The organism is Isoptericola jiangsuensis (genome assembly GCF_002563715.1).
Taxonomy (GTDB): domain Bacteria; phylum Actinomycetota; class Actinomycetes; order Actinomycetales; family Cellulomonadaceae; genus Isoptericola; species Isoptericola jiangsuensis.
The window spans coordinates 3,693,976-3,708,135 of sequence record NZ_PDJJ01000001.1; the positions used below are offsets into that span (position 1 = coordinate 3,693,976).

At 73.1% G+C, this 14,160-nt stretch carries 12 protein-coding genes; 3 read left to right on the forward strand and 9 right to left on the reverse strand.

Going from position 1 to position 14,160, the window contains the following annotated elements; genetic code table 11:
• The first annotated feature begins 72 nt into the window (after positions 1–72).
• Positions 73–333: a hypothetical protein gene (locus tag ATJ88_RS16625; RefSeq protein WP_098464794.1), complete on the forward strand. Its 261-nt coding sequence runs from the start codon at positions 73–75 to the stop codon at positions 331–333.
• 131 nt (positions 334–464) lie between these two features.
• Here the strand turns inward: ATJ88_RS16625 and ATJ88_RS16630 are convergent, their stop codons facing one another.
• From ATJ88_RS16630 to ATJ88_RS16660, 7 genes are all read right to left on the reverse strand, one after another.
• On the reverse strand, positions 465–2,024 hold the full coding sequence (locus tag ATJ88_RS16630; RefSeq protein WP_098464795.1) for a SulP family inorganic anion transporter: 1,560 nt from the start codon (positions 2,022–2,024) through the stop codon (positions 465–467).
• 228 nt (positions 2,025–2,252) lie between these two features.
• Entirely contained in the window at positions 2,253–2,741 is a 489-nt protein-coding gene (locus ATJ88_RS16635; RefSeq protein ID WP_098464796.1) for an NUDIX hydrolase, read from the reverse strand.
• Positions 2,742–2,803: 62 nt separating this feature from the next.
• Entirely contained in the window at positions 2,804–3,160 is a 357-nt protein-coding gene (locus ATJ88_RS16640) for an RNA-binding S4 domain-containing protein (protein WP_098464797.1), read from the reverse strand.
• 319 nt (positions 3,161–3,479) lie between these two features.
• The gene (locus ATJ88_RS16645) at positions 3,480–5,909 is read right to left on the reverse strand and encodes a beta-xylosidase/alpha-l-arabinosidase (protein ID WP_211287534.1); all 2,430 of its coding nucleotides are present in this window, start codon (positions 5,907–5,909) and stop codon (positions 3,480–3,482) included.
• Between the two features lie 20 nt (positions 5,910–5,929).
• A complete protein-coding gene (locus tag ATJ88_RS16650; RefSeq protein WP_098464798.1) occupies positions 5,930–6,826 on the reverse strand; it encodes a carbohydrate ABC transporter permease in 897 nt (298 codons plus the stop codon).
• Entirely contained in the window at positions 6,826–7,836 is a 1,011-nt protein-coding gene (locus ATJ88_RS16655; RefSeq protein ID WP_098465432.1) for a carbohydrate ABC transporter permease, read from the reverse strand. The genes ATJ88_RS16650 and ATJ88_RS16655 overlap by 1 nt, the downstream gene beginning before the upstream one ends.
• Before the next feature lie 5 nt (positions 7,837–7,841).
• On the reverse strand, positions 7,842–9,161 hold the full coding sequence (locus tag ATJ88_RS16660) for an extracellular solute-binding protein (RefSeq protein ID WP_098464799.1): 1,320 nt from the start codon (positions 9,159–9,161) through the stop codon (positions 7,842–7,844).
• A gap of 189 nt (positions 9,162–9,350) precedes the next feature.
• Between ATJ88_RS16660 and ATJ88_RS16665 the strand changes: the two genes are divergently transcribed.
• Complete coding sequence (locus ATJ88_RS16665) at positions 9,351–10,409, forward strand: LacI family DNA-binding transcriptional regulator (RefSeq protein ID WP_425432692.1); 1,059 nt, start codon at positions 9,351–9,353, stop codon at positions 10,407–10,409.
• 27 nt (positions 10,410–10,436) lie between these two features.
• Here the strand turns inward: ATJ88_RS16665 and ATJ88_RS16670 are convergent, their stop codons facing one another.
• Positions 10,437–11,648: a phosphotransferase gene (locus ATJ88_RS16670; protein WP_098464800.1), complete on the reverse strand. Its 1,212-nt coding sequence runs from the start codon at positions 11,646–11,648 to the stop codon at positions 10,437–10,439.
• Positions 11,649–11,750: 102 nt separating this feature from the next.
• Entirely contained in the window at positions 11,751–12,236 is a 486-nt protein-coding gene (locus ATJ88_RS16675; RefSeq protein ID WP_098464801.1) for a DUF1269 domain-containing protein, read from the reverse strand.
• 165 nt (positions 12,237–12,401) lie between these two features.
• Between ATJ88_RS16675 and pgi the strand changes: the two genes are divergently transcribed.
• On the forward strand, positions 12,402–14,111 hold the full coding sequence (gene pgi / locus ATJ88_RS16680; RefSeq protein WP_098464802.1) for a glucose-6-phosphate isomerase: 1,710 nt from the start codon (positions 12,402–12,404) through the stop codon (positions 14,109–14,111).
• Positions 14,112–14,160: the final 49 nt, after the last annotated feature.

Sequence of the window (14,160 nt, forward strand, 5' to 3'; positions counted from 1 at the left end):
GGGGCTCGGGTCGCGGACCTCGTTCCGCTGGGGTACACCGGATGGTGACACGTCGTGACAACGGGGGTGCGCATGGCTACTGACGCCGGAGCGACGACCATCGCGCTCCTCACCGCGTGCTCCGACCCGGAGCTCGGCATCCGGTCCGCCGTCGTGCAGGAGATGCTCGACGAGGCGACCTCCGACCCGCGTCTCGCCCGCCACGTCATCACGACGATGCTCACCGCGTCGGTGATGTCCCTGCAGGCGTACGCCGACGCCGTGGACCGCGAGCCGTCCGACGTCCTCCAGGCGCTGGGCCTCACCTGGTCCGCCCGCTCCCTCGGCGTCTGACCCGTCCCCGCGAGTCAGCGCAGGGCCCCGCGAGTCAGCGCACGATCCGCCGAGTCAGCGCACGATCCGCCGAGTCAGCGTAGGTTCCCGCGAGTCAGCGCACGGCGACGCGAGTCGGCGCGGGCGCCGGCTCAGGCCCCGCCCAGCCGCCCCGCGAGCCGGTCGAGGCGCGCCCGGCTGTCCGCGTTGAGCCCGACGAACTCCACCGTCTTGCCCTTGCTCGCGTACTTGTGCTGGACGGCGTCCAGCGCCGCCACCGTGGACGCGTCCCACACGTGCGCGGCGGACAGGTCGACGACGACGCGGTCCGGGTCGCCCGCGTAGTCGAACTGGTAGACGAGGTCGTTGGACGACGCGAAGAACAGCTCGCCGTCGACGACGTAGGTGCGGACGTCGTCGGCGGGCGCGTCGTCGAGGCGCGTCACCGTCGTCAGGTGCGCGACGCGCTGCGCGAACAGCACGGCCGCGACGACGACGCCGGCGATGACGCCGTACGCCAGGTTGTGCGTCCACACGGTGACACCGACGGTGACCAGCATGACGGCGGTCTCGGGCAGCGGCATGCGGCGCAGGGTGGAGGGTCGCACCGAGTGCCAGTCGAACGTGCCGACGGACACCATGATCATCACCGCGACGAGGGCGGCCATGGGGATGACCGAGACGACGTCACCGAGCACCACGACGAGGATCAGCAGGAAGACGCCCGCGAGGAACGTCGACAGGCGGGTGCGCGCGCCCGACACCTTCACGTTGATCATGGTCTGGCCGATCATCGCGCAGCCGCCCATGCCGCCGAAGAGCCCGGTGACGAGGTTCGCGACGCCCTGCCCCCACGACTCGCGGGTCTTGTTCGAGTGGGTGTCGGTGACGTCGTCGACGAGCTTCGCGGTGAGCAGCGACTCGATGAGGCCGACGAGCGCCATCGCGAGGGCGTACGGCGCGATGATGCGCAGCGTGTCGAGCGTGAACGGCACGTCGGGCAGGAACAGCGTGGGCAGCGACGACGGGAGCTCGCCCTCGTCACCGACGGTGGGCACGGCGATGGCGGCCACCACGGTGACGACGGTGAGCAGGACGATCGCGACGAGCGGCGCCGGGACGACCTTCGTCAGGCGCGGGAAGAACACCATGATCGCCAGGCCCGCGGCGACCAGGGCGTAGATCCACCAGCGGTTGTCCGCGGTGACCTTGTCGCCGAACAGGTGCGGCAGCTGGGAGGAGAAGATGAGGATGGCGAGGGCGTTGACGAACCCCACCATGACGGACCGCGGGATGAACCGCATGAGCCGCGCGACGCCGAGCAGGCCGAGCGCGACCTGGATCAGCCCGCCGAGGATCACCGTGGCGACGAGGTGATCGAGGCCGTGGTCGCGCACGACGGGTGCGACGACGAGCGCGACGGCGCCGGTCGCGGCGGAGATCATCGCGGGACGGCCGCCGACGAACGAGATGGTGACCGCCATCGTGAACGCGGCGAACAGCCCGATCTTCGGGTCGACGCCCGCGATGATGGAGAACGCGATCGCCTCGGGGATGAGCGCGAGGGCGACGACGAGGCCGGCGAGCACCTCGGTGCGCAGGCGGGTGCCCGAGCTGAACGCGGCACGGAACGAGCCGGACGACGTCGCCTCCGGGACGACGTCCGCCGGTCGGGTTGCGGGGTCGGGCACGGTGCGGGGCTCGGACGGCACGCGGGACACTCCTGGTCTGGGCGGGGGGTGACGAGCCGGCGACCGGCCGGCGAGCGGCACGTGGCGCGCTGCCGGGGCGGTCGGCTGCGGCGCGCGGCGGCCCACTCTACCGGCCGCCGCCCGGCACGGGTCGGCGCGAGTCACCGCAGAGCCCCGCGAGTCAGCGCACGTCCCACGAGTCAGCGCACGTCCCCGCGAGTCAGCGCAGGAGTGCGCGAGTCAGCGCACTCATGCCTCGGCCCCCGTGGTGAGCAGCTCCAGCAGACGGTCCACGAACGCCGCCTGGGCGGGGACGACCAGGCGCCGCGCCTCGTCGGGGTCGAGCCAGGCGTACCGGTCGATCTCCGGCACCTCGACCGTGCGGCCGGAGCGGGGCGGCCACGCGACCTCGACGGTGTTGCTCCGTGCGGCGGCCAGGTCCGGCCAGGGCGGCGGCCAGACCCGCGCCCAGGCGAGCACCCTCTTGCCCGACCGCTGCCGGACCTCGCCCAGGTCGACGTCGTCGGACGACGGCGGCAGCGGGAGCCCGAGCTCCTCGGAGGCCTCCCGCACGGCGGCGGCGTGGGGGTCCTCGCCGTCCTCGACCTCGCCCTTGAGCACCGTCCACGCGCCCGCGTCCTTGCGCGCCCAGAAGGGTCCACCCATGTGCCCGAGCAGCACCTCGACGCCGGTCCCGGGGTCGCGGTGGAGCAGCAGCCCCGCGCTGGTCCTCGCCATTGCCCCAGTGTGCGACCTGCCGACGGGGCGCGCAGAGGCGCCGCGCCCCCGCCCGTGCGCGGCTACCGCCGTCCGCGGAGCCGGTCGATGTCGCGTCGCTCGCGCTTCGTCGGCCGGCCGGCGCCACGGTCCCGCAGCCCGACCTCGGCCCGCTCCTCGCGGGTGGGTACGGGCGGGCTCTGGTCGTCGTAGGCCTTGACGGCGAGGGGTGCGCCGACCCGCTTGGGGATCAGCTCGCGGACGACGACGACCCGGTCGCGCAGGGGGTCGCGCCAGGTCACGCGGTCGCCGACCTGGACGGACGTGGCGGGTTTCGCCACGGTGCCGTTGACCCGGACCCGGCCGGAGCGCAGCGTCGTCGCCGCGACGGAACGGCTCTTGAAGAGCCGGACGGCCCAGAGCCAGATGTCGATCCGCATCCACCCACTCTGCCATGCGCCCTCGGGCACCCGGTCGGTCCCCTCCCCCGCGATTCAGCGCCGAGCGACGCGACCCAGCGCTGACTCGCGGGAGCCTGCGCTGACTCGCGTGGACGTGCGCTGACTCGCGGGAGCCTGCGCTGACTCGCGTGGACGTGCGCTGACTCGCGGGAGCCTGCGCTGACTCGCGGGAAACCGCGCTGACTCGCCGACGCCCACGCTGAGTCGCGGGAACGGGTCGGCCCGCCGGGTCGGTGCGTGAGGCACGGACCCGGCGGGCCGGACCTCCCGCCCGGGGCACGGGCGGGAGGTGCTGGGGTCAGTCGTGGGTGACGGTGACCCCGACGAGGCGCGGCTCGTCGCCGGTGAGCGCGTGGACGTCGCCGGTGAGGCGGACGACGGCACGCTCGGTGGCGCTGCCGGGCAGCTCGCGCTTGGCGGCGGCCTTGGCGTTGGAGATGGCGCCGCCGGTGGCGTCGTCGTGCTCCTGGGCGTCGCCGGCGACGGCGGCGACGTGGGAGCCGACCCACACCTCGAGGTCGCCGGGCTCGACGACGCGGACGCCGCGACGGTCGGTGAAGGCGAGGCGGGTGGCGGGGACGTCGAACGTGACGACGGCGGACTCGCCGGCGGCCAGCGGGACGCGCCGGTAGCCGAGGAGCTGCACGAGGGGTCGGGCCACGGACCCGACGACGTCGCGGCCGTAGAGCTGGACGGTGTCGGCGCCGTCGACGTCGCCGGTGTTGGTGACGCGGACGGACACGGTGATCCCGGCGTCGGTGCCCGCGGTGGGGGCGACGGCGAGGTCGGTGTACGCGTACTCGGTGTACGACAGGCCGAACCCGAAGGGGCGCAGCGGCGTGGAGTCGGCGGAGGTGACGTCGCTGGGTCCGCCGAGGGCGGGGTGCAGGTAGGAGTAGGGCTGCGCGCCGGCGGAGCGGGGCAGGGAGACGGGGAGCCGGCCGGAGGGGTTGACGGCACCGGTGAGGACGCCGGCGATCGCGGTGCCGCCCTCCTCGCCGGGGAAGAAGGCCTGCACGACGGCGCCGGGGCGCCGGTCGCCGTCGAGCGCCCAGTCGATGGCGTAGGGGCGTCCGGAGACGACGACCATGACGACGGGGGTGCCGGTGGCGACGATCTCCTCGACGAGCTGGCGCTGCACGCCGGGCAGGTCGAGGGTCTCGGTGTCGTTGCCCTCGCCGACGGAGCCGCGGCCGAAGAGGCCGGCCTGGTCGCCGACGACGACGACGGCGACGTCGGAGGACGTCGCGGCGGCGACGGCCTCGGCGAACCCGGAGGTGTCCTCGCCCTCGACCTCGCAGCCGCGGGCGTGCACGAGGGCGGGTCGGGCGGTGCCGGCGTCGGCGAACGCGCCGCCGAGGGCGTCGAGGACGGTGGGGATCTCGAAGCCGAGCTCGTGCTCGGGGTGGTGGGCGAGCACGTGGTTGGCGAACGAGTAGCAGCCCATCAGGGCGTCGGCGCGGTGGGCGTTGGGTCCGACGACGGCGACGCGCTGGGGGGTGGTGGGGCGTCCGGCGAGCGGCAGGATGCCGTCGTTGGACAGCAGGACGACGGACTCGGCGGCGAGGCGGCGCGCGATGGCCCGGTGCCGGGGGGTGTCGAGGTCGATCTGGGTGGGCGCGGGGCCGGCGAAGGCGTCGGCGTCGAGGAGGCCGAGCTCTTCCTTCTGCGCGAGGGCGCGCAGGACGGCGCGGTCGACGAGGGCTTCGTCGACGCGGCCGTCGCGGACGGCGGCGGCGAGGGGCGCGAGGAACGCGTCACCGGTGGGGAGCTCGATGTCGAGCCCGGCGGCGAGCGCTTGCCCGGCGGCGTCGGCGCGGTCGGCGGCGACGTGGTGCATCACCTCGAGGAACGCGACGCCGAAGTAGTCGGCGACGACGGTCCCGTCGAAGCCCCACTGCTCGCGCAGCAGGTCGGTGAGGTACTCGGACGACGCGTGCAGGGGGACGCCGTCGACGTCGACGTACGACGCCATGACGGAGCGCACGTGACCGTCCTTGACCGCCATCTCGAAGGGCGGCAGGTAGACGTCGGCGATCTCGCGGCGTCCGGCGGGCACGGGGGCGTGGTTGCGGCCGGCGCGGGAGCCGGAGTAGCCCACGAAGTGCTTGAGGGTGGCGTGCACGCCGGCGGACTGGAGGCCCTGCACGTACGCGGTGCCGACGGTGCCGACGAGGTAGGGGTCCTCGCCGATGCACTCGTCGACGCGGCCCCAGCGGGGGTCGCGCACGACGTCGAGCACGGGGGCGAGGCCCTGGTGGATGCCGAGCTCGCGCATGGACTCGCCGATGGCGGCGCCCATCTCGGCGACGAGCTCGGGGTCGAACGCGGCGCCCCAGGCCAGCGGGGTGGGGAACGTGGCGGCCTTCCACGCGGCGAGGCCGGTGAGGCACTCCTCGTGGACGAGCGCGGGGATGCCGAGGCGGGTCTCGGCCTTGAGCCGCTGCTGCTCGGTCCACAGCCAGGAGGCGCGCTCGGCGGGGTCGACGGGGCGGGTGCCGTACACGCGGGTGTAGTGGCCGATGCCGTGGCGGGTGATCTCGCCGAGCTTGTCGGAGCCGGCCTGCCCGGCGGCCATCTCGCCCTGCATGGGGGCGACGACCTCGCCGCCCTGGTCGAGCCAGTAGCCGACGATCTGCGCGAGCTTCTCCTCGAGGGTCATCTCGGCGTGGAGGGCGGCGACGCGGTCGGAGACCCGCGGCATCGCGGCGGGGTGCGTGGTGGGCATCAGGTTCTCTTTCTGCACGGTCATCCCTTGACCGCACCCTGGAGTCCGTTGACGATGCGCTTCTGCATGGCCAGGAAGAAGACGAGCGCGGGGATCATCGCGAGCGTGGTGAAGGCGAACACGCCGGCCGTGTCGGCGGAGTGCTCGGAGGAGAAGTCGGCGACGCCGAGGGGCAGCGTCTTCATGTCGCCCTGCAGCAGGAGCAGCGGCAGCAGGTAGGCGTTCCAGGAGCCGACGAACGCGAGGACGCCGACGGTGACCATGCCGGGTCCGGACAGCGGCAGGAGGATCCGCCAGAAGAACCCGATGCGGCTGGTGCCGTCGAGCTGGGCGGCCTCCTCGAGCTCCTTGGGCAGGGCCTGCAGGAACGGGCGCAGGATGACGACGGTCATGGGCAGCGCGAACGCGGCCTGCGGCAGCGCGACGCCCCACCAGCTGTTCCCCAGGCCGAAGTTCTGCGTGAGGAGGATGAACAGCGGGATGACGGCGACGGTGGCCGGGAAGAGCAGCCCGGCGACGAACACCATGAACAGCGCCTCGCGGCCCTTGAAGGTGTAGCGCGCCAGCGGGTACGCGGCCATGACGCCGAAGATCACGACGATCGCGGTGGTGATGACCGCGATGACCACCGAGTTGAGGGTGTACTGCCAGAAGGACGGGTTGGTGATGACGCCCGTGTAGTTGGTGAACACCCAGGGGTCCGGCAGCGCGGCGGGCGACTCGGTGAGCTGCCCGTTGGTGCGGAAGCCGCTGAGCACGCCGTACAGGACGGGACCGAGGGTCGCGCAGACGACGACGAAGGCCACGGCGTAGACGAGGGGGCTGCCGCCCTGGAAGCGGCGGGCGCCGCCGCGGCGGCGCGAGGTCGGCTGCGGCTCCGGCGCCGTGGTGGCGGGCGGTCGGGTCGTCGTGGCCATCACGCCACCCCCTTGTCACGGTTGAGGATGAGTCGCTGGTAGAGCACCGCCATGACGAGCGCGATCCCGAACAGGACCACGGAGGCGGCGCCGGCGATGCCGAAGTTGTTGCTCCGGGTGCCCTCGTTGACGAGGAAGATCGCCATGGTGCTGGTGGCGTTCGCGGGTCCGCCCTTGGTGAGGATCCAGACCATGTCGAACAGCTGGAGCGAACCGATCATGGACAGGAAGCCCCAGGTGCGGATGGTGGGGCCGAGCAGCGGGATGGTGATGCGCCGCTGGACCTGCCACCAGGAGGCGCCGTCGAGCTGCGCGGCCTCGTACAGCTCGTCGGGCACGCCCTGGAGGCCGGCGAGGAAGAGGATGACGGCGAGGCCGAGGTACTTCCAGGTGAGGATGACCAGGACGGTCCACAGCGCGAGGTCGGGGTCGCCGAGCCAGCCCTGGGGCGGCGGTTCGAGCCCGACGGCCTGCAAGAGGGTGTCGAGGACGCCGTAGTACGGCTGGAGGAGCTGGAACCAGATGACGCCGGCGACGACCTCCGCCAGGACGTACGGCACGAAGATGATCGTGCGCAGCATGCCCTGGCCCCACATCTTGCGGTTGAGGAGCAGCGCGATGGCGAGGCCGAGCGGGAGCTGGATCGCGATCGACGCGACGACGATCACGAGGTTGTTGACGAGGGAGCCGACGAACACGTCGTCGGTGAGGACCGACACGTAGTTCGCGAGCCCGACGAAGTCCACCATGGGACCTCGCCCGTTCCAGCGGTAGACGGACATCTGGACGGCCGTGATGACCGGCCAGACGACGAAGAGGACGAGCATCGCGAGGGCCGGGGTCACGAAGAACGCGATCTCCAGGCGCTTGCGGAGGTTCTTGTCGTTCGTCTGCCGACCTCCCGCCGGTCGCCCGGCCGCCGGACGACCCGTGCGGGTCGTGCCGGCGGCCGGGCGGGAGGAGGTGGCAGACGACTCGGAGGCCGTCGTGACGGCTGCGTCGTCTGCCATCTCGATCACCCCTGCGCCGCTGCGGCTTCTTCGATGGCGTCGACGACGTCCTGCGGGCCCGCCTCGCCGGCGAACATCAGGGCGATCGCGTCGTTCATCGCGCTGCCGACGGACTGCCCGAGCCGGGTGTCCAGGTAGAGCTGGGTCTCGCCGCCGCCGTCGCGGACGGGGATGAGCTGGGCGAGCGTCTCGTTGGACAGGGAGCCGGTCGCGGCCGGGTTGGTGGGCAGGCCCATGTCGAGCTCGGCGAATCCGGTCTGCACCTCGTCGCTCAGCAGGTACGCGGCGAAGTCGACCGCGGCGTCGGGGGCGTCCTGGGACACGGCCCAGGCGTCACCGCCACCCATCTGGTCGGACGGGTTGCCGGCCTGGCCGTCGAACGTCGGGAAGGCGAACCAGCCCAGCCAGTCGGGGACCTTCTGGTCCTCGCGCAGGCCGCCGACGACGCCGGGCTCCCAGTGGCCGGCGAGCTCCATGCCGACGCGCTCGGAGGCGAGCAGGCCGGAGGCGGACGTCGGGCCGGACTGCGCGGCGGTGCCGAGGAAGCCGGGGTTGAACGGCTCGGCGGCGATGATGTTCTCGACGTCCTCGCCGGCCTTGATGAAGCACTCGTCGGAGTAGTCGCCGGACTCGATGGCGGCCTCGACGGTGTCGAAGGCGCACTCGCGGACGACGCCGTAGTACCAGTAGTGGGCGGCGGGCCACTTGTCGCCGGCGCCGACGGAGATCGGGTCGATGCCCGCGGCCTCGAGCTTGTCGAGGTAGCCGTCGAACTCCTCGACGGTGGGGCTCTGCGAGACGTCGGAGATGCCGGCCTGCTCGAAGAGGTCCTTGTTGTACCAGAAGCCGACGATGCCCATGGAGAACGGCAGGGCGTAGACCTTGTCGTCGACCGTGTACTGCCCGGCGAACGACGAGATCTTCTCGATGGTGTCGGAGGCGTCGGTGGTGAGGTCGCGCAGGAGACCGGCGTCGACGTCGTTCTGCAGCTCGCCGCCGCCGCGGCTCATGAAGACGTCGGGGACGTCGGTTCCGGCCTGCATGGCGGCCTGCAGCTTGGTGACCATGTCCTCGTGCTGCATGGCCTCGACCTGGACGGTGACGCCCGGGTTGTCGGCCTCGAAGTCGGCGGCCACCTGGTCGTAGTACTCCTTGCCCTCACCGGTGTTGGAGTTGTGCCACCACTCGATGGTGACGTCGCCGCCGGCGCTGGCGGTCTCCTCGGTGTCCTGGTCAGCGGTGCCCTGGCCGGCGCATGCCGTGGCCAGGAGGGCGATGGTGGCGCCCATCGCGACCGCGCCTGCGCGTCGCATTGTCCTCGTCATCGTGAACCCCTTGGTCGTCGTCGACTCGTCGTACGAGATCTGCTGGTGCGGGGGTCCTCGTCCATGAGAGTTCCCGCGCAGAACTACCGTGGCAAACCCGCGCGACTCTTGTCAAACGTTTTCGATAACGGTTTCACAACACGCGGGCGCCCTCGTACGCCCCGACCCGGACAGGACTACGCTCCAGGGGTGAGCACAGCCGCCGAGCCATCCGCCCCGAGCACGGCCGCCCCCTCGTTCGCGGGCCGCGTGACCATCTCCGACGTCGCGCGCGTCGCCGGGGTGTCCGTCGCCACCGTGTCCAAGGTCGTCAACAACCGCTACGGCGTCGCCCCCGCGACCGCCGAGCGGGTGCTCGGCGTCGTCGCCGAGCTCGGCTACGAGTCCTCCCTCGTCGCCCGCAGCCTGCGGCGGCAGTCCACCAACGTCGTCGGCGTGCTCGTCGCCGAGTTCGAGCCGTACTCGACCGAGCTGCTCAAGGGGATCTCGTCCGCCGTCAGCGGCACCGGCTACGAGCTGCTCGCCTACTCCGGCGGGTCCGACGGCGGCACCGTCGCCGGATGGGAACGGCGCTCCCTGTCCCGGCTCGCCGGCACCCTCATCGACGCCGCGATCGTCGTCACGCCCACGATGGTGCTGTCCGAGGCCAACGGCATCCCCGTCGTCGCCATCGACCCGCACACCGGGCCCGAGGGCACCCACACCGTCGACTCCGACAACACCACCGGCGCCCGCGAGGCCGTCGAGCACCTCATCGCGCTCGGCCACCGCCGCATCGCCCACCTGGGGGGCCGCACCGACCTCGAGTCCGCCCGCCTGCGCGAGCTCGGCTACCGGCAGGCGCTGGACAACGCCGGGATCGGCGTCGACCCCACCCTCGTGCGGGTCGGCGGCTACCGGCCCGACACCGCCGACACCCCCGCCCGCGAGCTGCTCAGCCGCCGCGACGGCGAACGCCCCACGGCCGTGTTCGCGGCCAACGACCAGTCGGCCATCCACGTCATGGAGGTCGCCGCCGAGCTGGGCCTGCGCGTCCCCGAGGACCTGTCCGTCGTCGGCTTCGACAACGTGCCCGAGTCCGCGACCGTCACGCCCCCGCTCACCACCGTCGCCCAGCCGCTGCACCGCATGGGCGCCGAGGCGCTGCGCATGCTGCTCGACGTCCTCGAGGGCGCCCCGCGCGAGCAGCACCTGCGGCTCCCGACGTCGCTCGTCGTGCGCTCCAGCACGGGACCCGCGCCCGCCTGACGCCCCGCGGTCCGCCCACGGCGCCGGTCAGGCCGGGATGCCGGCGAACCAGCGCTCCACGGCGTCCAGCCGCAGCGACGTCTGCGCCGGCCAGTCGGCCTCCTGCACCCGGTGCGGGCCCGTCGCCAGCGACAGCAGGACGCCCGCCACCCGCGCGGTCAGCTCGGCCGGGTCGACGACGCCCGCGAAGCCGTGCGCGTACCCCACCGCCAGCGCGTGCAGCCGGTCGGTGTCCCAGCCGCGCAGCAGCGACAGGGTCTCGACGTGCGCGACGAGGCACGCCAGGTCGTCGGCGCGGCGGCCCGGCCCGGCCGAGTCGACGTCCAGCAGCCCGGTGATCCGGCCCTCGGTGAGCATGACCTGGGCCTCGTAGAGGTCGCCGTGGGTGGGGTCGTCGGCGGGCAGCCCGGCGATGCGCTGCTCGACGGCGGTCGCGAGCTGCGCGGCCCGGTCGGCCTCGGCGGGCAGGGCGGCGCCGATGACGGAGGCGTAGTGGGAGGCGTTCTCGCTCCACGACGTGCGCCGGGGCAGGTCGACGACGTCGCGCGGCAGCCGGTCGAGGAGCTCGACGACCTCGTCCGGTCCGGGGACGGGGCCGCCGTCGCGCACGGCACGTCGCATGGACTCCCCCGGCAGCGGCGCGATGACGAGCAGGCCGTCGTTGTTGCGGCCCAGCGGCTTGGGGACGGGCAGCCCGGCCCCCGCGAGCAGCGCGTGGCGGGCGTGCAGGTCGTCCACCTTGTCGGGGCGCACGACCTTGAGGAACACCCGCGCCCCGGGGGTGCTGGCCTCGATGACGGCGCGGCGGGTGGGCCGGTAGGCCCGCACCTTGAGGGTGACGGGGCCGCGTGCGACCTCGGGCACGCCGAGGTCCCCGAGCAGCGTCGCGACGGCGTGGGCGTCGAACGCGGTGGCGAGCGCCGGCAGCGCCGGGTCGCCGGGGAACCGCCAGATCGCGACGGAGTGCTCGCCGTCGTCGAGGGTGAGGACGCCGGGGACCTGCTGGTCGCCGGGCCGCCCGAGGGACGCGCCCAGGGTCTCGGTCCGCACCTGCGAGCCGTCGCCGGTGCTCGCCCAGCGCACGCGCGCCCGGTAGGCGACGGTCGTCGACCGGCCGGGCCGGTGGTCCACCTGGCGCACGGACCAGTCGACGAGCTCGCCCCCCGCCGTCGCCACGGCCGTCGCGAGGAGCTCGGTCGCGTCCTCGCCGGTCAGGAGGTCCAGGTCGTTCTGCGCCACGGAGTCATCCTCACCAGTTCCGGCCGGGTGCGCTCGTTCACCACGCCGACCCGCGCCGGCGCCCGGGCTCGCGGGGCGTCGGCGCCGGTCGTCGGTGCGCGGTCAGGCGCCGAACATCTCGCGGAGCTCGCGGGTCTCCGCGTCGGACATGTTGGAGCTGACGAGGGTCGCCTTGATCCCGTGCAGCCGCTCCCGGAACCGGTCGGGGTCGCCCTGCTCGGTGATGAGGAACAGGCCGGACGTGCCGGGCACGATCTCGGCCTTGATCCGCTCGAGGTCGTCCTTGGTGATCCCGACGTCGGAGAGCACGCGGCTGAGGCCGCCGATGGCGGCGCCCGCGACGGCCCCGATGACGGGGATGAAGAACAGCGCGCCGATGAGGAGGCCCCAGAGGGCTCCCCAGCCGCCGGACTTCGCGGCGTCGTCGTTGATCCCGTGGGTGGTGGGGTGGTCGTCGCCCTCGGGCCACTCGACGACGGCGTGGTCGACGAGGGTGATCAGGCCCTCCGACGCCGCGTCCTTGACGATGGCGACGGTGCGGGCGGCGCCCTCGGGGTCGTCGAACTTCCAGACGGTGAACATGGCCATGCGTGCGTCCTCCTCGAACGTCGACGTCCGGTGCGACGGCCCGTCCCGGACCGCCCGCCTCGATCCTGGCACCCGGCCCGGGAGGGCGCCACAGCAGCGGGAAAGCGCTCGCCCGCTGGGCGGACGACCGCGCGCCCGCTCCCGGGGGTCACTACCGTAGGCACCATGACGACCACCCCTGTCGACGCCACCACCACGCCGTCCTGGGCGGACCTCCAGCGCCACCACCGCGAGTTCCGCGGCGACCTGCGCGGCTGGTTCGCCACCGACCCGGGCCGCGCGGAGCGCCTCACCCGCACGGCGGGCGACCTGCTGGTCGACCTGTCCAAGAACCTCGTCACCGACGAGACGCTCGACCTGCTCGTGCGCCTCGCCCACGACGTCGACCTCCCGGCCCGCACCGAGGCGATGTTCACCGGCGAGCACATCAACGTCACCGAGGACCGCGCCGTCCTGCACACGGCCCTGCGCCGCGCACCCGGCACGCAGCCGCCGCTGGTCGTGGACGGCCAGGACGTCGACGCCGACGTCGCCCGCGAGCTCGACAAGCTCTCCGCGTTCGCCGACCAGGTGCGCTCGGGCGCGTGGACGGGGGTCACCGGCAAGCCGGTGCGGACCGTGGTCAACATCGGCATCGGCGGCTCCGACCTCGGGCCGGTCATGGTCTACGAGGCCCTCGCGCCGTACGGCGAGGGTGGCCCTGCGGCCCGGTTCGTCTCGAACATCGACCCCACCGACGTCGCGCAGAAGACCGCCGACCTCGACCCGGAGACCACGCTGTTCATCGTGGCCTCCAAGACGTTCGGCACCCTGGAGACGCTGACCAACGCGCGTCTGGCGCGGGCGTGGCTCTGGGAGCGCCTGGTGGCCGCCGGCGCCATCGAGGACACCGCCGAGGCCCGCCAGGCCGCCGTCGGCAAGCACTTCGTCGCCGTGTCCACCGCCCTGGACAAGGTCGCCGCGTTCGGCATCGACCCGGCCAACGCGTTCGGCTTCTGGGACTGGGTGGGCGGCCGCTACTCGGTGGACTCCGCCATCGGCACCTCGCTGGCGATCGCGTTCGGTCCCGACGTGTTCCGCGAGCTCCTCGCGGGGTTCCGCACGATGGACGAGCACTTCCGCACCACGCCGCTGGAGCGGAACGTCCCCGCGCTGATGGGCCTGCTCAACGTCTGGTACGTCAACTTCCTCGACGCCCACACGCACGCCGTGCTGCCCTACGCCCAGCAGCTCCACCGCTTCCCGGCCTACCTCCAGCAGCTCACCATGGAGTCGAACGGCAAGTCGGTGCGCGCCGACGGCTCCCCCGTCACGTCGCAGACCGGCGAGGTCTTCTGGGGCGAGCCCGGCACCAACGGCCAGCACGCCTTCTACCAGCTCATCCACCAGGGCACCCGGACGATCCCCGCGGACTTCATCGCGTTCGCGACGCCCGCCTACCCGCTCTCCGATGCCGAGGGTGACGGGGGTGCGGTGCAGCCGGGCGCCGACGTGCACGAGCTGTTCCTCGCGAACTTCTTCGCGCAGACCAAGGCGCTGGCGTTCGGCAAGACGGCCGACGAGGTCCGCGCGGAGGGCACGGCCGAGCACCTGGTGAGCGCTCGCACGTTCTCCGGGAACCGCCCGACGACGTCGATCATGGCACCCGCGCTCACCCCGTCGGTGCTCGGCCAGCTCGTCGCGCTCTACGAGCACGTCACGTTCGTGCAGGGTGTGGTGTGGGGCATCGACTCGTTCGACCAGTGGGGCGTGGAGCTCGGCAAGAAGCTCGCCCTGGAGGTCGCGCCCGCCGTGGCCGGCGACGACGCCGCGCTCGCCGCGCAGGACGCCTCGACGAAGGCGCTGGTCGAGTACTACCGGGCGCACCGTTCCTGAGGGTCCGCACGCCGCGCAGGGGTCCGCCGGGTCGTCCCGGCGGGCCCCT

Coding starts and splice junctions, on each gene's coding strand:
- ATJ88_RS16625 (WP_098464794.1), top strand. CDS start 73: ATGGCTACTGACGCCGGAGCGACGACCATCGCGCTCCTCACCGCGTGC.
- ATJ88_RS16635 (WP_098464796.1), bottom strand. CDS start 2,741: ATGGCGAGGACCAGCGCGGGGCTGCTGCTCCACCGCGACCCCGGGACC.
- ATJ88_RS16640 (WP_098464797.1), bottom strand. CDS start 3,160: ATGCGGATCGACATCTGGCTCTGGGCCGTCCGGCTCTTCAAGAGCCGT.
- ATJ88_RS16645 (WP_211287534.1), bottom strand. CDS start 5,909: ATGCCCACCACGCACCCCGCCGCGATGCCGCGGGTCTCCGACCGCGTC.
- ATJ88_RS16650 (WP_098464798.1), bottom strand. CDS start 6,826: ATGGCCACGACGACCCGACCGCCCGCCACCACGGCGCCGGAGCCGCAG.
- ATJ88_RS16655 (WP_098465432.1), bottom strand. CDS start 7,836: ATGGCAGACGACGCAGCCGTCACGACGGCCTCCGAGTCGTCTGCCACC.
- ATJ88_RS16660 (WP_098464799.1), bottom strand. CDS start 9,161: ATGACGAGGACAATGCGACGCGCAGGCGCGGTCGCGATGGGCGCCACC.
- ATJ88_RS16675 (WP_098464801.1), bottom strand. CDS start 12,236: ATGGCCATGTTCACCGTCTGGAAGTTCGACGACCCCGAGGGCGCCGCC.
- pgi (WP_098464802.1), top strand. CDS start 12,402: ATGACGACCACCCCTGTCGACGCCACCACCACGCCGTCCTGGGCGGAC.